This window comes from Myxosarcina sp. GI1(2024), from assembly GCF_053543375.1.
Genome location: NZ_JBKGTY010000012.1, coordinates 39,029 through 59,002 on the forward strand (window position 1 = coordinate 39,029; position 19,974 = coordinate 59,002).

The 19,974-nt window shown below is 42.3% G+C and carries 21 protein-coding genes and 1 pseudogene; 10 read left to right on the plus strand and 12 right to left on the minus strand.

What is annotated here, in order from left to right; all coding sequences use genetic code 11:
• Positions 1–166: 166 nt before the first annotated feature.
• The gene (locus tag ACLFKQ_RS27070) at positions 167–457 is read left to right on the plus strand and encodes a hypothetical protein (RefSeq protein ID WP_449002758.1); all 291 of its coding nucleotides are present in this window, start codon (positions 167–169) and stop codon (positions 455–457) included.
• Positions 458–469: 12 nt separating this feature from the next.
• Positions 470–751 carry a GNAT family N-acetyltransferase gene (locus ACLFKQ_RS27075; RefSeq protein ID WP_449002759.1) on the plus strand — a complete coding sequence of 94 codons (282 nt, stop codon included), beginning with the start codon at positions 470–472 and terminating at the stop codon, positions 749–751.
• Positions 752–869: 118 nt separating this feature from the next.
• Here ACLFKQ_RS27075 and ACLFKQ_RS27080 read toward each other — a convergent pair whose 3' ends face one another.
• Complete coding sequence (locus ACLFKQ_RS27080) at positions 870–1,655, minus strand: TIGR01548 family HAD-type hydrolase (RefSeq protein ID WP_449002760.1); 786 nt, start codon at positions 1,653–1,655, stop codon at positions 870–872.
• 115 nt (positions 1,656–1,770) lie between these two features.
• On the opposite strand from ACLFKQ_RS27080, the gene ACLFKQ_RS27085 reads away from it, so the two are divergent.
• Positions 1,771–2,073: a 30S ribosomal protein PSRP-3 gene (locus ACLFKQ_RS27085; RefSeq protein ID WP_449002761.1), complete on the plus strand. Its 303-nt coding sequence runs from the start codon at positions 1,771–1,773 to the stop codon at positions 2,071–2,073.
• Between the two features lie 102 nt (positions 2,074–2,175).
• On the opposite strand, the gene atpC is transcribed toward ACLFKQ_RS27085, so the two are convergent.
• From atpC to ACLFKQ_RS27105, 4 genes are all read right to left on the minus strand, one after another.
• Positions 2,176–2,589 carry an ATP synthase F1 subunit epsilon gene (atpC, locus tag ACLFKQ_RS27090; RefSeq protein WP_449002762.1) on the minus strand — a complete coding sequence of 138 codons (414 nt, stop codon included), beginning with the start codon at positions 2,587–2,589 and terminating at the stop codon, positions 2,176–2,178.
• Positions 2,590–2,715: 126 nt separating this feature from the next.
• Positions 2,716–4,170, minus strand: a complete 1,455-nt coding sequence (atpD, locus tag ACLFKQ_RS27095; protein ID WP_449002763.1) for a F0F1 ATP synthase subunit beta — start codon at positions 4,168–4,170, stop codon at positions 2,716–2,718.
• 110 nt (positions 4,171–4,280) lie between these two features.
• Entirely contained in the window at positions 4,281–5,039 is a 759-nt protein-coding gene (locus ACLFKQ_RS27100) for a PD-(D/E)XK nuclease family protein (RefSeq protein WP_449002764.1), read from the minus strand.
• A gap of 258 nt (positions 5,040–5,297) precedes the next feature.
• A complete protein-coding gene (locus ACLFKQ_RS27105; RefSeq protein ID WP_449002851.1) occupies positions 5,298–6,950 on the minus strand; it encodes a cation:proton antiporter in 1,653 nt (550 codons plus the stop codon).
• A gap of 85 nt (positions 6,951–7,035) precedes the next feature.
• Between ACLFKQ_RS27105 and ACLFKQ_RS27110 the strand changes: the two are divergent.
• Both ACLFKQ_RS27110 and ACLFKQ_RS27115 read left to right on the plus strand, forming a co-directional pair.
• Positions 7,036–7,413: pseudogene (locus ACLFKQ_RS27110) on the plus strand (GNAT family N-acetyltransferase); the annotation flags it as partial.
• Positions 7,414–7,457: 44 nt separating this feature from the next.
• Positions 7,458–8,033 carry a Uma2 family endonuclease gene (locus tag ACLFKQ_RS27115; RefSeq protein WP_449002765.1) on the plus strand — a complete coding sequence of 192 codons (576 nt, stop codon included), beginning with the start codon at positions 7,458–7,460 and terminating at the stop codon, positions 8,031–8,033.
• 95 nt (positions 8,034–8,128) lie between these two features.
• Here the strand turns inward: ACLFKQ_RS27115 and ACLFKQ_RS27120 are convergent, their stop codons facing one another.
• The 5 genes from ACLFKQ_RS27120 to ACLFKQ_RS27140 form a co-directional block, all read right to left on the minus strand.
• Positions 8,129–8,725 carry a DUF6151 family protein gene (locus ACLFKQ_RS27120; protein WP_449002766.1) on the minus strand — a complete coding sequence of 199 codons (597 nt, stop codon included), beginning with the start codon at positions 8,723–8,725 and terminating at the stop codon, positions 8,129–8,131.
• Positions 8,726–8,830: 105 nt separating this feature from the next.
• Positions 8,831–9,337 carry a GNAT family N-acetyltransferase gene (locus ACLFKQ_RS27125; RefSeq protein ID WP_449002767.1) on the minus strand — a complete coding sequence of 169 codons (507 nt, stop codon included), beginning with the start codon at positions 9,335–9,337 and terminating at the stop codon, positions 8,831–8,833.
• Between the two features lie 702 nt (positions 9,338–10,039).
• Complete coding sequence (locus ACLFKQ_RS27130; RefSeq protein WP_449002768.1) at positions 10,040–10,267, minus strand: hypothetical protein; 228 nt, start codon at positions 10,265–10,267, stop codon at positions 10,040–10,042.
• A 101-nt stretch (positions 10,268–10,368) separates the two neighbouring features.
• Positions 10,369–11,586 (minus strand): ABC transporter permease, encoded by a 1,218-nt coding sequence (locus ACLFKQ_RS27135; protein ID WP_449002769.1) that lies wholly within the window; start codon positions 11,584–11,586, stop codon positions 10,369–10,371.
• Positions 11,587–11,643: 57 nt separating this feature from the next.
• Positions 11,644–13,068 (minus strand): efflux RND transporter periplasmic adaptor subunit, encoded by a 1,425-nt coding sequence (locus ACLFKQ_RS27140; protein WP_449002770.1) that lies wholly within the window; start codon positions 13,066–13,068, stop codon positions 11,644–11,646.
• Positions 13,069–13,678: 610 nt separating this feature from the next.
• Between ACLFKQ_RS27140 and ACLFKQ_RS27145 the strand changes: the two genes are divergently transcribed.
• From ACLFKQ_RS27145 to radC, 3 genes are all read left to right on the plus strand, one after another.
• Positions 13,679–14,563: a tetratricopeptide repeat protein gene (locus ACLFKQ_RS27145; RefSeq protein WP_449002771.1), complete on the plus strand. Its 885-nt coding sequence runs from the start codon at positions 13,679–13,681 to the stop codon at positions 14,561–14,563.
• A gap of 132 nt (positions 14,564–14,695) precedes the next feature.
• Positions 14,696–15,232, plus strand: a complete 537-nt coding sequence (gene pyrR, locus ACLFKQ_RS27150; RefSeq protein ID WP_449002772.1) for a bifunctional pyr operon transcriptional regulator/uracil phosphoribosyltransferase PyrR — start codon at positions 14,696–14,698, stop codon at positions 15,230–15,232.
• 279 nt (positions 15,233–15,511) lie between these two features.
• Entirely contained in the window at positions 15,512–16,243 is a 732-nt protein-coding gene (radC, locus tag ACLFKQ_RS27155; protein WP_449002773.1) for a RadC family protein, read from the plus strand.
• On the opposite strand, the gene ACLFKQ_RS27160 is transcribed toward radC, so the two are convergent.
• A complete protein-coding gene (locus ACLFKQ_RS27160) occupies positions 16,231–16,626 on the minus strand; it encodes a metallophosphoesterase (protein WP_449002774.1) in 396 nt (131 codons plus the stop codon). The genes radC and ACLFKQ_RS27160 overlap by 13 nt on opposite strands.
• Positions 16,627–16,786: 160 nt before the next feature.
• On the opposite strand from ACLFKQ_RS27160, the gene hemJ reads away from it, so the two are divergent.
• Positions 16,787–17,374 carry a protoporphyrinogen oxidase HemJ gene (gene hemJ / locus ACLFKQ_RS27165; RefSeq protein WP_449002775.1) on the plus strand — a complete coding sequence of 196 codons (588 nt, stop codon included), beginning with the start codon at positions 16,787–16,789 and terminating at the stop codon, positions 17,372–17,374.
• 5 nt (positions 17,375–17,379) lie between these two features.
• Complete coding sequence (gene recF, locus ACLFKQ_RS27170; protein ID WP_449002776.1) at positions 17,380–18,534, plus strand: DNA replication/repair protein RecF; 1,155 nt, start codon at positions 17,380–17,382, stop codon at positions 18,532–18,534.
• A 60-nt stretch (positions 18,535–18,594) separates the two neighbouring features.
• On the opposite strand, the gene sigC is transcribed toward recF, so the two are convergent.
• On the minus strand, positions 18,595–19,851 hold the full coding sequence (gene sigC, locus ACLFKQ_RS27175) for an RNA polymerase sigma factor SigC (protein WP_449002777.1): 1,257 nt from the start codon (positions 19,849–19,851) through the stop codon (positions 18,595–18,597).
• Positions 19,852–19,974: the final 123 nt, after the last annotated feature.

Below are 19,974 nucleotides of genomic sequence, written 5' to 3' on the forward strand. Positions count from 1 at the left end.
CACTACCGCTAGGTTTTGAAATTTCCTAGTCTCTAATTACCTGTTATTTTTAACTTCACATAAAAACAGTTTATTTGTTTACATATTTAACGTATATATATATTATTATTAAGTACCAGCGCGTTGGTACCGCTCGATTCTTGGTGAGAATGGGTGAAGGGAAATTATGGCAACACCAGCGATAAAGACTGCAGCAAAAGACGATATAGAACGAATAATCGAATCAATCTTACTTGCATTTAGTACCGACCCAGTAGTACGTTGGTTGTATCTTGCAACTTACCAATACTTCAAACATTTCCCCAATTTTGTAAGGACAATTGGCGATCGAGCATTAAAAGAAAAAACTATATACTATACTGAGGGGTATTCTGGGGCTGCTTTTTGGTATTCTCCTCAGAGTAAGCCTGACGATAATGCATTAGCTGCATTGTTACAGCAAACAATATCTCAATAGCAGCAAGAAGAAGTGTTTGCAGTTTTTGAGCAGTTAGACAATTACCATCCCCATGAGCCTTATTGGTACTTAGCGATACTGGGTGTAGAAACGACTCAACAAAAAAAAGGATACGGTTCGAGGTTGATTGAGCATATCCTGAAAAAATGCGATCGCAATAATACAATCGCTTATCTCGAATCTTCTAATCTGAAAAATATTCCATTCTACGAGCGGCATGGGTTTGAGGCAATTGGTAAAATTCAAGCTGGAAAGTCACCAACTATTTTTCCCATGCTACGCTATCCACGCTAACTAAAATCCTACTCAACAGACGAACGGTTAGATAAGCATCATGGAATTTTTAATACAGTGAACTAGAGAGCAAAGTTTCTCTAAAATCATTACAATTACTACACAATTCTCGTTGAGATTACTTTATCAACTGCTCGATCGCCCTAACATCTAATTCTTCTACATTATTAAATACCCGAGTAGCACCAGCTGCTAATAGCTTATCTGTATAGCTCGCCTTTTTGCTCTGGGTTGATTGGACGTGAGGCGGTAAGATACCAACTCCGATCCATTGAAGTTGGGTGTTGACTTCTCTAGCGCGAACTATAGTATACATATCCGCTACCGTATCGCCGAGATAAAATACGGAACAGTTAGAATTAGGGGCGATTTGGGCAACTGTAGCAAATAAGCCTGTAGGATCGGGTTTGCCTGGAGCATCTTCCATGGCAATTAAAACTGGATCGGTTAAACCCAAACGCTGCTTGAGGACATATTCTGCCGAACCTCTAGTGGCACCGCTAAAAAAACCCCAACCGATTTGGCGCTCGCTCAATCGCCTCAGGTAATCCACCGATACTAACAAGGGTTCTTGGGTAATATAACCATCAAAATGCTTTGAATTTTTACCGCGATAGCGTCCCTGAAAAAAATCGACAATTGCTGAATAATTGAGATTTAAATCGCTTCTCGATTTACCCAAACCTTCAAAATAGCGATAAATTAGTTCTTGAGAGGCTTTCCAGTCATTATTCCAAATCCCTTCTGATTTTAATACGTCAATGTCATCTAAAGTGGGTCGCCAAGCGCTGTCAGTAAAATACTCTACCGTATCGGCGATCGCTCTACGATAGGAATTACTGACATCTCTAATTACACCATCAATATCAAAGATTACTATTGCGGTTAATTTGTCTGTTTTCATGAGGTAAGATAAAAGATGGAATATTATCGCACACCGCATGGCTTCAGGGAAAGCAATTGGCGATCGCGATTTGAAACATAAATTTATTGATTTAGAGTTAAATTTGGAGGCGTAATTGGAGTCAAGATTTACCTTAAAAGTTCTTTGGTTAGATAAAGATGTTGCCATTGCAGTAGACCAAGTAGTAGGTAAAGGCACCAGTCCTTTAACTGCTTACTTTTTCTGGCCGCGCAATGATGCATGGCAACAACTAAAAGACGAATTAGAAGCAAAGCATTGGATTGAAGAAGCAGAACGAATTCAAATCCTCAACAAAGCTACAGAGGTAATTAATTTTTGGCAAGAGCGGGGTAAAACCACACCCATGTCTCAAGCACAGACTAAGTTTCCCGATGTCGTATTTAGTGGAACTAATTAGTGTTACGGCAAAGTAACTTAATTAAAATTTTTAGTTAGAAGAAAGTAAGGAAAATAGGACAGATTAACATTAATTTGAGATCTGCCCTATTTTTTTTAGCAACTATTGAACCATACCTCCCGCTGCCTGAAAGCGCGCTCGCGCTCTTCTTAAAGCTCTCTCAGCTTGTAGTTTAGCAGCGCGATCGTCGCTACTACTTAATTCTTGTGCTTTAGACTGAGCCTGTTGGTACTCGTTACGGGCGGCTTCTTTATCGATGTTCTCTCCCATTTCCGCACCGTTAACCAAAACTTTGATGCGATCGTTATCTACTTCAGCGAAACCTCCCGTCAGGGCAATATTGCTCCACTCTTTAGTAGGACGCACTCGCATTACACCAATATCTAAAGCAGTTAACAGAGGCGCGTGACCCGATAAAATTCCTAATTGTCCAGTAGTACTAGGTAAAACAATTTCTTCAACTGTATCGTCCCAGACTATTTTATCTGGGGTAATGACTTTCAAACTTAATGCCATTTGTTTTGTTGTTACTCAATCAATTTATAGTAAAACCCTGTGAGGTTTCCAGTTATCGGTTAGTGAAATCCAATTATTTTAAGTAAAACGGAGTAGGCGTTCACTGAGAACGCCTACAACAACTTTCTATGCCTCAGCTTTAAGTTTTTCAGCTTTAGCTTTAGCTTCGTCGATATTGCCTACTAGATAAAAGGCTTGCTCTGGCAAATCGTCTAATTCGCCGCTGAGAATCGCTTCAAAGCCAGCAATTGTCTCTTCTAAAGTTACATACTTACCTGGTAAACCGGTAAATACTTCGGCAACAAAGAAAGGTTGAGATAAGAAACGCTCGATTTTGCGGGCGCGGTCTACCGTAAGACGGTCGTCTTCAGAAAGTTCGTCTAGACCCAAAATAGCAATAATGTCTTGCAGTTCTTTATAACGTTGTAAAGTAGACTGCACTGCACGAGCGGTATCGTAGTGCTTACCGCCAACAATATTGGGCTGCAACATCGTGCTAGTAGAACCCAAGGGGTCTACCGCCGGATAAATTCCTTTAGAAGCCAAAGCACGAGATAGTACGGTGGTTCCGTCTAAGTGAGCAAAAGTAGTCGCGGGAGCGGGGTCGGTCAAGTCATCGGCAGGAACGTAAACTGCTTGAATCGAGGTAATCGAACCTTCCTTAGTAGAGGTAATGCGTTCTTGCAAGTCTCCTACGTCAGTACCTAAAGTAGGTTGATATCCTACAGCAGATGGCATCCTACCTAAGAGAGCCGATACCTCAGAACCGGCTTGTACGAAGCGGAAAATGTTATCGATAAACAACAAAACATCTTGTTTGTTGACATCGCGGAAGTATTCAGCCATCGTCAGTGCCGATAGACCGACGCGCATTCTCGCTCCAGGTGGTTCGTTCATCTGACCGTATACCAAGGCAATTTTCGATTTTTCAGGGTTTTCGGTATCGATGACGTTCGACTCAATCATCTCGTTGTAGAGGTCGTTTCCTTCACGAGTGCGTTCCCCTACGCCGCCGAATACCGATACACCACCGTGCTGAATAGCGATGTTATTGATCAATTCCATCATAATGACGGTTTTACCAACACCAGCACCACCAAATAGACCAATTTTACCGCCTTGACGATAGGGAGTTAACAGATCGACAACTTTAACTCCAGTCTCAAATACTTTGGGTTTGGTTTCCAGTTCGGTCAGTTTGGGAGCGGGACGGTGAATGGGTGAAGTCTCATCGGTTTTAACTTCACCCGCATTGTCAACGGGTTCGCCGAGAACGTTAAAGATTCTACCGAGGGTGGCTTTACCGACGGGAACGCTAATGGGTGCGCCAGTATCGTTAATCTCCATTCCTCTGACCAAGCCATCAGTACCGCTCATCGCCACGGCTCGAACTTGGTTGTCTCCTAATAGCTGCTGTACTTCGCAGGTAACAGCAACATCTTGCCCTGCGGGATTTTTACCTTCTACACGCAAGGCATTGTAAATTCGAGGCATTTTGCCGCTAGAAAATTCGGCATCGACAACGGGTCCAATGATCTGAATAATTTTACCAATGTTTGTTTTATCTGTTGTGGCTACCATGCTTAAATTTACTCGGTGGTTAGCTGTTTTTATTTATATTTGGCAGGGAAAATCTTATTTAAGTGTAAAATTTTGCCATCTTTTAGATTATCATTTAATCTTGCCATCTGCTATATTGATATTTCTTCGATCGCCGCTAGGGAAGTTAACTCAGAGTCCCTATTCTGGATGCGATCGCTCGCTACCAGTTTTTGGTAGTAGGGACAGTTGCTCTGACAGTCGGCACGATGGGGAAAATCGATGCCTTCTGCTCGATTGCGTTGGAGGTAATCTTGGAGATTACTCAGCAAGTAGGTTAAATCTCGTTTGGTTTGCTGGTGGCGATCGCAATCGTAACTAAAGGTTTGATTTCTAGGAGTGCCGTTGACAAACCAATAGGTCATCGAAATCTGTTCGGGTAAATAGTTGGAAGTTTCTGCTAAAACGTAAAGATAAAGCCGAGTTTGCCAGTTATTTGCTAGAAGTTGGGGTTTAGCTGGCTGACGATAGGTTTTCCAATCTAAAATTCTGGCTCGTCCGGGTTCGGCAATTAACAAGTCGTAAATTACCGTCAAGAGAAAATTATTCCAGCCTAGAGTGCGGCAGTGTTCTGCCTCGCGCCAACTATCTCCTAAGTCGCCTAAAAGTTCTGAGACGGTGGCGATCGCAGTTTCTAAAGAATCATCCAATAAAGGAGCAATGGGTAAACCTAGTTCTCTTTGCTGCATCAGCAGGTGAAAGCGACTACCCCAAGCTATGTTTTGTTGCGTTTGAGTATTGGGCAGGGAACTCAACTGTTCTAAATAAACCTGTTGAAACTTGGGCGGACAAATCTCTAACAAGTTTAAATGCGCTTGGGATAGGCGAACTAAAGAAGATGTTTCGGTCATACTCAATCTCAAAAATTACTTAGCCAGGACTTACGCACTTCAGCATTGTAAACCTTGATTTACCGTTGAGAACTCATTGGTCAAATGATGAATGGTAAGGCTGAAATGACAATATATCAAAATTTAGCTCATTTTAAGTCTCTCATTACTTGTCCAATTGGTATAACAAGAAAAAGGCATGAACTTTGCCTGATTCCGATGCTTCTGGATTATTTAAGCCGATATTAACCAAGTTGTTCACTCTAGAAAAACATTGAACTACTCCCGCTGTCGTTTTAGATCCTTTGATAGCTCCTCTGCTGCCTGCTCTGCTGCATCTACAAAAGGGCGCAGAATCAAATCCACCTCAGAGGTTTGTAGTGCTGCATCTTCGCGATTTTGATGTATGGTGACTGCTAGTTTACCCTTATAGCCGTAGTGCTGGAGAGCATGTAACAGGGTTAGGTTAACCTCAAGCCCTGGGATACTGCTGACTACCCACTTAACCGTGTTGAGGGGAAGGTGGCTAGGGTACTCTGGATCTTCTGCATCACCGTAGTGGACTGAGAACCCCTGTCGCCGCCAACGCCTCACGTTTTCAGGGTCAAAGTCCACACCATGAACAATTAGTCCTTTGCTGCTTAAGCTATTCACCAACCAGCCACCATAGCGACCTAAGCCATAGACAATCACATCAGCTCCCGTAGCATCGAAGTTGGTATCTCCTGCTTCTTCTCGGTGGGGCATTCTACGTTCAAAGATACTTAACATGGGTGATAGCTGTTCATAAAGCAGATGGGAATACAAGATCATGTAAGTAGATATGCCTATGGTAATCAAACCCACTAATGTGATCAGCCCTACAGTTTCTTCATCAATATGACCCAGGCTTAGTCCAAGTGCTGCGAGAATCAGGGAAAATTCGCTAATTTGGGCTACCGTCAACCCGGAAAGCAGACTAGTACGCTTGCGATAGCCCATGTAGCCCATGATAGTCATGACAATGGTGGGGTTGCCAATCAGCACGAACAGTGACAACATCAGGGCAGGCACAATCTGCGCCCCCAGCAGATGCAAGTCCAAGTGAGCACCCAGATTAACAAAAAAGAACAGCAGCAGAAAGTCTCGAATACTGACTAATCGTGACCCGATCGCATCTCGATAGCGTGTAGAAGCTATAGAAATACCCGCCAGAAACGCCCCTACTTCGCTGCTGAAGCCCAAAATTTCACTCAGAGCAGAAAGAGTCACAGCCCAAGCAATCGCAAAGATTAGCAACAATTCCAGCGATCGCGCCAAATGGTTGAGTAACTTCGGCAGCACAAAGATCATCATGCCTCCTACCCCTAGAAGCAATAGTCCCCCCTTCAGCAACAGTTGCAGCAGGGTCATCCCTGGAGAAAGATCGGCTTCACCACCCAAAGCCGACAGACTAATCATGACCAGCACCACGACCAGATCTTGCACAATCAGAAAGCCTAGCGCAATACGACCGTGTAGAGAATCAATCTCTCGCTTATCCGAGAGGAGTTTGACAACAATTATCGTGCTGGAAAAGGTCAAGGCGACGGCAATATACACTGCTGTTAGGGGAGCAAACCCCAGCAGAAGGGAAATCAAAAAACCCACAATTGAGGTGAAGGCTACTTGTCCCAGCCCCGTCGCTAGTGCCACCGATCCCATGCTCTGAATCAGATGTAGGTCAAGCTTCAGCCCCACCACAAACAGCAGTAGGGCAATGCCCAACTCGGCAAGCAGTTCCATTTCTTCACTGGGGATAACCCAGCTGAAGGCTGAAGGTCCAACCAGAATGCCCACTGCAATGAACGCTACAATCAACGGCTGACGCAGCCCTAAACCAATTGCTCCGATTATAGCGGAAATCATTAAGACAAAAGCTGTTTCATAGAAGGGGTTAGTGAGTAGTTCCATCATTGAATCATTCGCGGAGCAGTCGATTTTCGCTAAGGCTACTAATCCATAATAGTTCAAAGCTGTAAGACTTCCCTTCGTCTATCGTCCCATCGGATTTATCTAGATTATCGATCCAGCACTTGAAGATAGTCACTATTGGGGTAATGTCACACCGAATCTTCACGCTATTGTCATTTGGATTGGGGACGAGAGAGATTTGGGTAAAGGTTATCGTACGAAAATGATGCAGCTCGCACTTAAGCGATGTTTAAGAGAGCCGCTGGTGACGGCGGTACTTGTCGATCCACTTGCCAACAATACCTGCGCCCACCGTTTTTACGAACGTCTCGGCTTCCAATTTGTCGAGCAGCAGCGGTTTGGTAAAGATGAGTACTTTGTTTATCGCTTGAAGCGACCGGATTGGGAAACTAAAGGTGCGATCGCTCTGAGCGTCGATCGGGATGAAAACATTACACTTTAATTTCCAATTTTATAATTATTAAATAACGCTTTGAGCCAGACAAAATGACTTACACCATCGATATCAGAGCCTTTACTGATGCTATAAGCGATCGCGCCTTAGAGCAGTTATGTCGTGAAAATCCCGATTTAAGGTTTGAAACCGATGCTCATGGAAAACTAATCGTTATGTCCCCTACAGGAAGCGAAAGCGGAAAACGCAATGGAGATTTATTTGGACAAATTTGGTACTGGAATCGTCAGACTAAGCTGGGAGTTGTCTTTGATTCTTCGACGGGTTTTAAATTATCCAATGGCGCGATTCGTTCCCCCGATGTAAGTTGGATTACGAGCGATCGCTGGAACAGCTTAAGCGACAAACAAAAACGAGGTTTTGCACCTATCGACCCCGATTTTGCGATCGAACTAATCTCACCGACTGACGATTTGTCAACCACGCAGCAAAAGATGAAGGAATATATAAGTTGCGGTGTAAAACTCGGTTGGTTGATTAACCCCGATGCAAGAGAAGTCGAAATTTATCGTCAGGGTCGCGAAGGAGAAATAATTAATAATGCTGATAGTTTATCTGGGGAAGAGTTATTGCCAGGATTAATTGTAGATTTAGCTGACATTTTCTAGATATGACATGACTAAATTTAACGGTCGTGTTCAGCAGCAGATAGCAACTTTATTTTCGTGCCCGGAGCTCGATGTTATCCGCTGCAATACCTTTGTCATACGGCATCCATTACATCTTTAAACTCCTGCTTGCTAAGCACTTTTGGGGAAACTATGGGAGCACCAGATTCTGGAGCAAAGAAGGGAGTACGTTTATAACTACCATCAAGACGTGCTTTAAGTATCATGCCAATCACGCGCAAGGTGCCAGATAAAACTCCCGTCGGTTTTGGCTTATCTTCTCCAATCGCATATTTGGTATTTACTTGCATACGTATAGCGCCAAACACTTTGTCTAGTGAATTTCGATCTGAACTCAAGCAATTATGGATTAAACCAATAAAGGATATATTGGGATCTGGAGGTGTATTACCGATTGGTGTATTACAACAAGCGGCATACCATCGCAGTAACCCCGTAGTCGTAAGGCGCATACAAGCTAGGTTCTCGATTCCTTGGGAAAAGGTGACATTATTAGGGATGGTTTGAATGATGCTAGTACCGCCCATTTTATCGAGGATCTCATTTTCTCGTTTCAGAAAACGGGCGAATGCTTGGCAATCTGCACAGTAGCATACACACCTATTTACATTTTTAGTGCGCATGACTTTGCCATTGAGCTTACCACAATTACAACGAATTAAATGAGTCATAGTTATTGTTCCTCTTCATGAAAAATTTGTTATTGCTTGAAGTATAAGGTTCCAGATGAGCGGCTCGAACCCATGCTCCGTTCTTATTCCGCTCCATCTAGGTTGTTATGCAGCGGCATCGATTCGATAGAGCTCCATCTCTGTTTCATGGAATATCGTTGTTCCTTGATGTTGCATACCTATCTTCTCAAGAACTCTAACTGAAGCTGTGTTTGCCCGTTCAACAATACCAAAAACGTATGGAAGATTAAATCGCTCAAATCCACATTTAATTGACGCTGATGCAGCTTCGGTCGCTAAGCCCTGTCGCCAATACCTTGAATCGAGCCGATAGCCAAGTTCTTTTTCGTCCTTGCCATCGATTTGCTCTACTGCTATTCCGCAATACCCAAGCAACTGTTTGCTATCTTTGAGAATAACAGCCCATTTTCCAAAGCCAAACTGGTTGTAGCAGGCGATAAAACCTTCTATCCTTTCCTGTACCTGCTTAACTGAGTTAACCCCAGTTGGAGAGAATTGCATAACTTTAGGATCTGCAAATATTGGTGCAAGTTCTTGGAGATCTTCCCGCTGAAATTCTCGAAGAATAAGCCGCTCTGTTTCTATTCGCATGATGTGTAGCTCCTTACTCAGTCGAAGTTAAGCTATGAAAAACAATGCCTATGAAATCAACTTTGTTTCTAGCAGAGAGCCTAGAAATAGGACAGACTAATAACCATAGAGTGAAAGTAGCAGCTTGATAAATAAAAAGTTGCCCTGCAACAAATGTTGTGGCCGTATTTTGTGAGTGCTTTGCTGAAAGCTTTCCCAATTCAAGATATTTCGTTCCCGAATCAAAATATTTTTCAGAATTGAAAAGACCATAAATGCTTCTAATTAATTGTATATTTAGCTGATATTCTCTAGGTAGAATGCGACTTCATTTTTACGACTAAGTTTACCAGACATAGATAAAATATTTACCAAGTATTTCTTCACTCACCAGTCAGGTGCAGTAAAAGTGTAAGCCTGTGCCGGATTAATCAAGGGTCTGTATTTTTAACACGCATGCTTGCGTCCTCAGTGAAATTGACTCCCGCCGATTGAGGAGAATGTCCTTCTCCAATACAATATCGTGCCTCAAACAATAAATTTGCGTAGTAATCTCGAATGAGTTGGAGCATTTGAAGCAATAAGGCACCAGATATTGTTTTACCTAAATGTGTTTTTGGAGGGTTTAAGACAGTAATCTCATACTTTGCTTCATGAATTCCCACTGGACTCCATCTTTTGAATTTTTCTCGCAAAAGTTCCAGTGAAAGGACCAAAGTACCATCACCTATCTTTAGCTTCTTTTTTGGAAATTATTTCAAAGCCAGAAAACAGTTCTTCACATCCTTTAAGCTGTCCCCAGTCAACAAGTATTAAGTATTCATTATCAGTCGGATGAGGTATCGGCTGAGACCAGCTGCCCGAAAAATTTTTACGTTCCTCAATTCTTTTAATAAGAGATTGCGCTATATGCAAGTCTTGAATAACAGCGTAGCCTTTAAGATTATCCATAAGCTCTATATATATCGATCGATAAAACTTTAATTATGGGATTTTGACGATGAGTTTTTTGTTTATTACCTAAACCAAGGATATTGGGATAATGTTTGCTCCTAAACGCTCCTCAATGCCACAATTGGATCTAACTTAGCTGCTGTTCTGGCGGGAAAAACACCAAAAAATAGACCGATACCGCCAGATACCCCAATGGCAAGAACGATCGCGACAGGAGATACCGTAGCAGAGAGAGGAGAAACGGCGCCGACGATTAAAATACCGCTCACGCCAATAATCGTGCCGACGATGCCGCCTGCTGCGGAGAGAATAGTCGCTTCGATGAGAAATTGGGTTAAAATATCGCCTTCTTTAGCACCGATCGCCTTACGCAAGCCAATTTCCTGGGTGCGTTCGGTAACGGCTACTAGCATGATGTTCATTACTCCTATGCCGCCGACTAATAGGGAAATTCCCGCGATCGCCGCGAGTAAAATCGTCAAGGCATTGGTAATCGTACCGACGACTTCTAAAATATCTTTTTGAGTCCGGACGCTGAAATCGTCTTCACCGCTAATTTGATGGCGCAGACGCAGTAAATTTTCAATTTGGAATTTAGCAGCGCGAATACTCTGCTCGTTTTTAGCCGTAATGGAAATAAAGGTCAGCTGCGTACCGTAAGGAGAGGTTTCCCCGACAATTTGACTTGCCATCGTGCTGAGGGGAATATAAACATTGCGGTCTTGGTTGTCTCCTAAAAAAGCACCCTTGGCTTCTAACACGCCAATAATCTTAAAGCTGATGTTTTTAATCCGAATCGATTTGCCTAAAGGACTTTGTTGGGGAAAAAATTTATCGGCAATTTCCGAACCCAAAACTACCACTCGACCGTTGCGTTTGAGGTCGCTATCGCTAATAAATCTACCTTCAGCGAGTTCGAAACTTCTGACAGATAAATATTCTGGAGTCGTACCGATAACCGATTCTTTAGCGTTGCGATTGCGATAAGTAATTAACTGATTGCCACTGATTTGCGGGGCGACTTTACTTACCGTCGGTACCTGTTCGTCAATGGCGATCGCATCCTCCCAGACTAAAGTTTTTGGCAGATTGAAACTGGTTCGCCTTTCGTCCTCTGCACCAGGTACGACAAAAATCGTGTTAGGACCTAAAGACTCGAACTGCTCCGAGGCTAATTGTTGCGTACCTTCTCCAACCCCCACCATGGCAATTACCGAAGCATTACCAATTACAATTCCCAACATAGTTAGAGTACTACGCATTTTATTGGCGAACAAAGTTGAAGTCGCCATTTTAAAGGTTTCTGTTAGATTCATTGATAAAATATAAAAATTAATTTTCGACTATCGATCGCTTCTATTAAGCTTTAGCTACTAATTATCTTCGTTGTCCTCTCGTTCTTCTGGTAGGTCGATAAATACGCGATCGCCGGCAGCTAATCCCTCTAAAACCTGAGTTTTGTCCTCAATTGTCAGTCCAATTTTGACAGGTTTAAATTCTGGTTCGTCGTTGGCGTTGAGAATCATCACTCCCGTTTCTCCCTCCTGAGTAACAATCGCCACTGTGGGAACTACTAAAGTATCGTTTAATTCTTGCCCGAGAAAAATCGCATCCACATTCATCTTCGAGCGCAACTTGTCTTGATCCGTTAGCAAACGAATTTTAACTTCAAAAGAAGTCACATTATCTTCGATAACTGCTTCAGGAGCAATTCGCTCTACTTCACCAAAAAACACCTCATCTGGATAGGCATCAGCAATAATTCTAACTTTTTGCCCTGGTTTTAACTGTCCCACATCTAGTTCGGGAACTTTTGCCACTACCTCTAACCCCTGTGCTAACGCCAAAATTGAAGTAGCAGAAGCTGAGGCGGTAGTAGATGCTGAAGTAGAAGGAGTGACAAACGATCCTTCAAAGGCATATCTTTGAGTGACAATGCCATCGAAAGGTGCTTTAATGATGGTGTCGGCATATTGAATTTGGCTTCTTTCTAAAGCCGCCTGGGAAATCTCGCTGCTAGCCTCTAAAGCTGCGATTTCATCATCGGCGGTTTGCTGTCTTTGTTCTAAAGCAGTTCTGGCTTCGTTTACTTCGGCTTCTAGCTGTCCGATTTCCGAACTGCCAGTTATTTCTAACTGTTGTAATCTTTGCTTTAATTCATTAATATTCGCTAGAGCATTTTGATAGTCGTTAAAAGCTTCGTCATAGGTATCTTCAGAAATTGCGCCCTCGTCTAAAAGATATTGATTGCGTCTTTTACGCTCTTCTACTAATTGAAGTCGGGACTCGGCGGCATCAAGTTGCGCTTTAGTTTGTTCGATATCTCTAGGAATTCTCGCTTTGGCTTGCTGCAAACGTGCCTCTGCTTGCTCCAGTCTGGCTTGCGCTTGAGCGATTTCAGCTTCGATCTTGGCTCTACCTTCAGCTAAGTTAGCGCGACTTTGCCTGAGTTCGGCTTCAGCCCGAACCGTCTCTACTTGCTGTTCGGAGTTTTCCATAATTGCTAGAGTTTGTCCGGCAGAGACGCGGTCGCCCTGTTCTACCAGCAATTTTACTAAACGTCCTGGCTCTTTGGGGCTGATATTCACGCTTTTAACTGGCTCGACTCTACCACTGGCTTCAATTTCTACACTTAAATCTTGCTGAGTTGCGGCTACGGTTAGAGCTTCTAGATCGGGCTTGGAGCGATTTTGTAAGATACCGTAAGTGGTTCCTCCGACTAAAACTAAACCAGCAGTTGTCAAACCCAACAACCAAGGTAAGGGATGTTTTACTTTGCCGATAACAGGAATTTCCATTGTTAGCTTGATAAAAATAAAATAAGATTTGGGATTAATCGCAAAAGTTCTGAAGCTAAGGCAAGCTAGCTTTTTCAGCGCGAGTCAGAGATTACTCCGCGCCCTCGACGGAGCCTATCTTGACGGACATTCCCGTATCGGAGGAAACCTCTGACCGTTGGTCAAAAATTTAATAATAAAAAAATAAACAAATGCCCAATTTATGCTCTCGAGTTCGCTCAAATTAAGCTTTGACAAACTAAGTTAACTTTACATATGTACATATATACATATGCTAACTTAAATAAAAACTTAATAGAGTGAAATTCGCAAATAGTCGTGTTATGACCGGTCAACTAAAAATTTATACGTTTAAATCAGGGAAAAATGCACTTAAGATTGAAAATAATTAATCTAACTAACGATCGCGTGCCTTAATTTCGGCATCTCCTGTCAGTTAGAGATACTAATGTTTTAAGTCTGCGTTCTTGAAAGTACGCTCGCTAAGAACGCTCATTATATATATATTGGTTAGAAAGTTAAAACGACTATCTTAAAACAACATGCTCGAAGCGATTATGATTAAGGTCGCAAGAGCCAAACTTTATTCAATTGCAATTGAGGCGAAATCGTGCCGAAACTTAACTGGTTCATATCATTAATAGCCTGTGCTGGTATTTCAAGTATTGCTCTTCCAGTTAGAGGGCAAGCCGTGCTGCCCTATGTACCTAAATTAAATTCTGAAAAGCTAGAGTTGCAGGGGTTGCAGCTGTTACAAGATGTGGTTCAACTAATCAGATTTCAACAATACGAACTAGCAGTACCCAGAGCAGAATTAGCTGCTCAATTGGCTCCTAATAATCATGAAGTTTGGTTCATTCTAGGCAGTTTATACTTACAGCAAGATAACCTCGATCGCGGTATTGAAGTTTTACAAAAAGCTGAATCTCTAGCACCAGAGCAGGAAGGAATCTTGTTTAGTTTGGGTAATGCTTATTTTCAAAAAGGGAATTATCAAGCAGCCAAAGAAAAACTAGAATCGGGACTAGAAATTAACGATGAGTCACCTGAAGCCTTATTCGATTTAGGCAATACCTATTTTAAGTTAGAACAACCAGAAAAAGCGATCGCTTTTTACGAACGGGCTTTTGCTCTAGAAGAGAGTTTTTGGCCTGCTTTGAACAACGTGGGTTTGGTAGAGTACGAGCAAGGAAAAACCGAAGCGGCAATCGATAAATGGCAGAGGGTTTTAGAGGTAGATAGCGAACAAGCAGAACCTCGCCTGGCTTTGGCAGTAGCTTACTATGCCAGAGGTGAAGAAGAAAAAGGTATCGAATTAGCCGAAGCAGCTTTGGCTTTAGACGAACGTTATGCAGATATCCAATTTTTAAGAGATAATCTTTGGGGCGATCGCTTGATTGAAGACACGCGAAAATTATTAAATACGCCCCGAATACAGGCTATCGTAGTTCGCAGTCGCCAAAATCCCAACTCAGAACCTACTTTTACTCCTTAAAAAAAGTAAGAGCTAAATTATCTCGATTGTCTACTTCCTACCTCCCGTCGATTTTTGGTTCCGAGCTCTAACTCAAATAAACTATAACTCCCGAACTGACAACCATTTGCCGAGTGCTGTTTACTAAATAGAATGCCTGCCAAAATAGTAGAAATCCTCTCTGCTGAAGAAATTCGCCGTACTTTAACTCGTATGGCTTCTCAAATAGCCGAAAAAACTGGAGATCTGTCTAAAGTAATTTTAATTGGGATCTACACCAGAGGTGTGCCTTTAGCTCATTTGTTGGCACGACAAATCGAAATGTTAGAAGATTTGCCGATTGCAGTTGGAGCAATTGATATTACTTTTTACCGCGACGACCTCGATCGGATTGGGACTCGTACTCCGGAAAGAACCAAAATTCCTGTCGATCTGACGGGTAAAACAGTAATTTTAGTCGATGATGTAATTTTCAAAGGTCGTACTATTCGTGCCGCACTTAATGCCGTTACTGAATATGGTAGACCAGAATCAATTCGCTTGGCGGTGTTGGTAGATCGCGGACATCGAGAGGTACCCATTCACCCCGATTTTACAGGTAAAAAACTACCTACTGCCTCTGAAGAAAAAGTTAAAGTCTATCTTAAAGATACTGATGGCAAAGATGGAGTCGAACTAATTAGAAATTAATTTTTTGTTGATGGTTAATAGTTAATAGTTGATTGACTACAGGTAATTAACAAGTTTAAATATGCTGTAAAAAGCTGCGAACTTAGAATAAATAGGCTATATTGGCATTAAATTATCAATATTAGGTAAAACCGCTTAAATATAACGCCGATAAACTATTTTTTAGCTACGAGCGCCAAGTCGTGAAAATACACTTCTATTTATTCTATTTATGTTTAATAATTAATTTTTCCCTGACTAAGCTTACTTGTCTTTGCTTGCTGTTCTCAGTTCGCTGACATGAGCTATAGTTTGAGAATCGCCGATATTCCTGTAGGCGAACGTCCTCGTGAAAGATTACTGGCTTTGGGAGCGAGACATTTAGCCACTGCCGAATTAATTGCAATTTTACTGGCAACGGGTCAAGGTAAAGGAAAGCTATCGGCGATCGGTTTAGCACAATATATTCTCAAACAGTTGGAGGCAGACAAACGTTCTTCTCTCGAAGTACTGCGTGATATCAACCCTCAAGAGTTGATGGAAATTCCCGGCATCGGACCTGCCAAAGCCGCAACTATAGTAGCCGCTGTAGAACTAGGCAAACGAACTTTTCAATTTAGACCCAACGAAAGAGTTTTGGTAGATAATTGTGCGGCAGCAGCAGCAGCATTAAGTCAAGATTTGATGTGGCAAGATCGCGAAAAGTTTGCCGTACTGCTGTTAGATGTCAAAAATCGGTTGATGGCTAGCAAAACTATCACCATTGGTACGGCTACAGAAACTTTGGTGCATCCCCGCGAAGTATTTCGGGAAGTGGTACGCCAAGGTGCGACTAAATTAATTGTCGCTCACAATCACCCTTCGGGAAATCTCGAACCGTCTGAGGCGGACATCGATTTAACCGAACAATTACTAAAAGCTGCAGACTGTCTGGCGATTCCCTTACTAGATCATTTAATTTTAGGTAATGGTGATTACCAGAGTCTCAGACAACAAACAGATTTATGGATTCGCTATCCTCAAGAAGATTGAGATTCTAAAGTGATTACGGTTAATTCTGGAGGACAAAAAATTCGACCGGGAGCGTAAGTACCCAAACCCCGATTGACATAAAGCTGGTTTCTGCGGATCTGATGCCAACCTTTGTTACTAATCAGAGATCGAAGCTGCCGTGCTAGCCTGACAATTTGACGAGGATCGTCAGTGACAAAATCTCCTGTTATTACTACCAAGTCGGGATTTTCCCAATTGCTTAGGGCGATCGCTCGTGCTAATAGTTCTTCAGACAAGTGAACGCTATCATAATGCAAGTCTGATAGCTGCAGGATTTTGGTTCTTAGGTATGAAGCAGGAAGATTAGCGATCCCGATCGCTATACGTTCGACCTCGAGCGGTTCGCTAATTACTAAAGCCATATTCGAGTTATTGTTGTTAGATTATTTAACGAGCAAAAGCTTTCTTATTCTAACTGCAGACTTAAAATTTTATTGCAAAGCAGTATCCAGTAGCTGAGAAAAATATAAACTCACATCAGAAGAATACATACACGATTAGAAAACTTAAAAATATTTATTTATGGCTTATTACTGGTTTAAAGCATTTCATCTTGTGGGAATCGTAGCTTGGTTCGCAGGATTATTTTATTTAGTGCGCCTGTTTGTCTATCATGCCGAAGCAGAACAGAAAAGCGAGCCCGCAAGAAGTATTTTAAAAAAACAATATGAGTTGATGGAAAAACGCCTCTACAGCATCATTACTACTCCTGGGATGATTTTGACTGTAGTAATGGCAGGGGGGCTGATATATACAGAACCAGAAGTGCTTAAATCTGGCTGGCTACACGCCAAGTTAGGTTTAGTTCTATTGCTCATTGGCTATCATCACTACTGTCGTCGTATTATGAAAAAGCTGGCTAATAACGAATGTCAGTGGACGGGACAGCAGTTTCGAGCCTTAAATGAAGCTCCGTCAATTTTTCTGGTGCTCATCGTTCTTCTCGCGGTATTTAAAAACAGTTTGCCGTTAGATTTAACTACCTGGCTGATAGCAGGCTTAGTATTAACAATGGTAGTAACCATCCAGCTTTACGCCAAAAAACGTCGCCAAGACAGAGAGCGGCTCGAGCAACAACCTGAACTAGCTTCTAGTTCGGTGGGCAAATAAATTTAATGTATTTAAAAAATCTGCGTCTGCGGTCGTTTCGTAATTACGACGATCGCCAGATTAATTTTACGGCACAAAAAACAATTATCGTTGGCAACAACGCTCAGGGAAAGTCTAACTTATTAGAGGCAGTAGAATTACTGGCAACTTTAAAAAGCCATCGAACCAGTCGCGATCGCGAATTAATTTTGGAAAATAGTTTAGTCGGGCAAATCGAAGCAACTTTAGAACGTGCTTACGGAACGACAGAACTCAGCATTACATTGCGTCGCCAAGGAAGAAGAACGGTCGCTCTTAACCGAGAAGGGTTACGCCGCCAGCTAGACTTTTTAGGAGTACTCAATGCCGTACAGTTTTCTAGTTTGGACTTAGATCTGGTTCGCGGTGCGCCAGATGCTCGCCGTAATTGGGTCGATAGCCTGTTAATTCAACTAGAACCCGTATATGCTCATATCTTACAGCAATATAACAAGATCTTACGTCAGCGTAATGCTTTGCTCAAAAAAATTCGTACTCTAGCTCGAGAACACCCCGATACAGAACCAACCGCGATTGGCGATCTCTACAGTCGTCAACTACAACTATGGGACGAACAACTGGCTGCAGCCGGCTCGAGAGTAACTAGAAGACGCGCTAGAGTTTTAGCCAGACTAACTCCCATCGCTCAAGCCTGGCACGACCGCATCAGCAGCAAAACCGAGCAGCTCGAAATAAATTATTTACCCAATGTGGAATGGACCGAAGACGATCCCGAACGGGTACAGCGAGCTTTTTTAGCTAAAATAGCGCAGCGTCGTAATGTCGAACAATATCAGGGAAAAACCGTCGTCGGACCCCATCGAGATGAAGTTGAATTCACTATCGATCGCTCGCCAGCTAGATACTATGGTTCCCAAGGACAGCAGCGCACTCTGGTTTTAGCCTTAAAGCTGGCAGAATTGAAATTAATTGAAGAGGTAATAGGAGAACCACCCTTATTATTACTTGACGATGTTTTAGCAGAACTCGACCCCAATCGGCAAAACCAGCTTTTAGCCGCAATTGGCGATCGCTTTCAAACTTTGATTACTACGACTCATCTGGGATCTTTCAATCACGATTGGATTAAAGATTCTCAGATTATGTCGGTAGAAGCAGGTAAAATTCGCGAAACTGTATGAGATTAGAGAGTTAGTGTAGGAACACGTGCTTGACTTTGACATATTCCTACATTTCACCGCTCAACTTAAAGATTCGAGATAATCTCTAATCATATTTCTCCGTCTGGGTTGACGTAATTTCTGCAAGGCTTTGGCTTCAATCTGTCTGACTCTTTCGCGAGAAAGTTCCAAACAGCGACCAATTTCGGCTAATGAAAAGGGTTTTTCGCCGCCGAAACCAAAACGCATTTGAATTACCTCCCGTTCGCGACTAGTGAGTTCGGAAAGCAAAAAATTCAAGTCTTTTTGCAAAGATTCCCGCATCAGGGTTTCTTCGGGAGAAGCACTTTCAGTTTCTAGCAAATCTCCTAATTCAGTATCTTTTTCTTTACCGACTTTAATCTCTAAAGAAACAGAACGCGGTACGCGCAATAATACTTCTCGAATTTGTGCCGGAGACATTTCTAGCTCTTGAGCAATGTCCTCAATCTTGGGAGTGCGTCCCATTTCTTGAGAAATTTTGCGTTGAGCTTTTTTAATTTTGTTGAGTTTCTCAGTGATGTGAACGGGAAGGCGAATGGTTCGGCTTTGAGTGGCGATCGCTCTGGTAATTCCCTGGCGAATCCACCAGTAAGCATAGGTACTAAAGCGATATCCTTTAGTAGGATCGAATTTTTCTACTGCGCGTTCTAGTCCCAGAGTTCCTTCTTGGATCAGATCGAGAAGTTCTAAACCGCGATTTTGGTATTTTTTAGCTACTGAAACCACCAAGCGCAGATTAGCTTTGATCATGTGCTCTTTAGCACGAATACCGCTTCGTTGAATGTTCTCTAATTCTTTGACCTCACAGCCTACAACTTCTGCCCAACGTTGTTTACCTTGTTTTAAGAGGGCTTTGAGTTCGACAATTTCCATTCCGACAGCTTTAGCCCATCTTTTCAAAGAAGGACGATGACTGAGTTGAGTTACTAAACGGTCGTGAACATCGACTAATGCCACGAATTCTTGAATTATTCGGTCACCGTTCTTGGCAGCTTGGGTGCGTTGCTCTAAAATATTAATATGGCGTTGAACTTTTTGAGCTTCGGAAACTTCCTCATCTCTTTCTAGTAAAGGGACTCTACCAATCTCTTGTAAGTACAGTCTAACTAGATCGGTAGTAGTTCGATTTACTCTTCCAAAAGAGCTTTCTGGATCTAAATTGTCAAAATCGAGTTCTACTAAATCTTCATCGGCAAATTTAAGCGAATTTTCATCTTTTTCTTCTAAATCTACAGTGGAAATGGTATCAGCAGAATTGGCTTTTTCGGTTTTAACGTATAAAGAACTGGCAAGCATAAAGATCTCTTATTGATGACTTAGCGTGAAAATTAGGTTTGAATAATTCCTCTGAGGATAGGTTGCCCAAATTCAAGCAAAAAAAGAACATCTCCGAAAAGTTTTTTTGAAACCAGTCAGTGA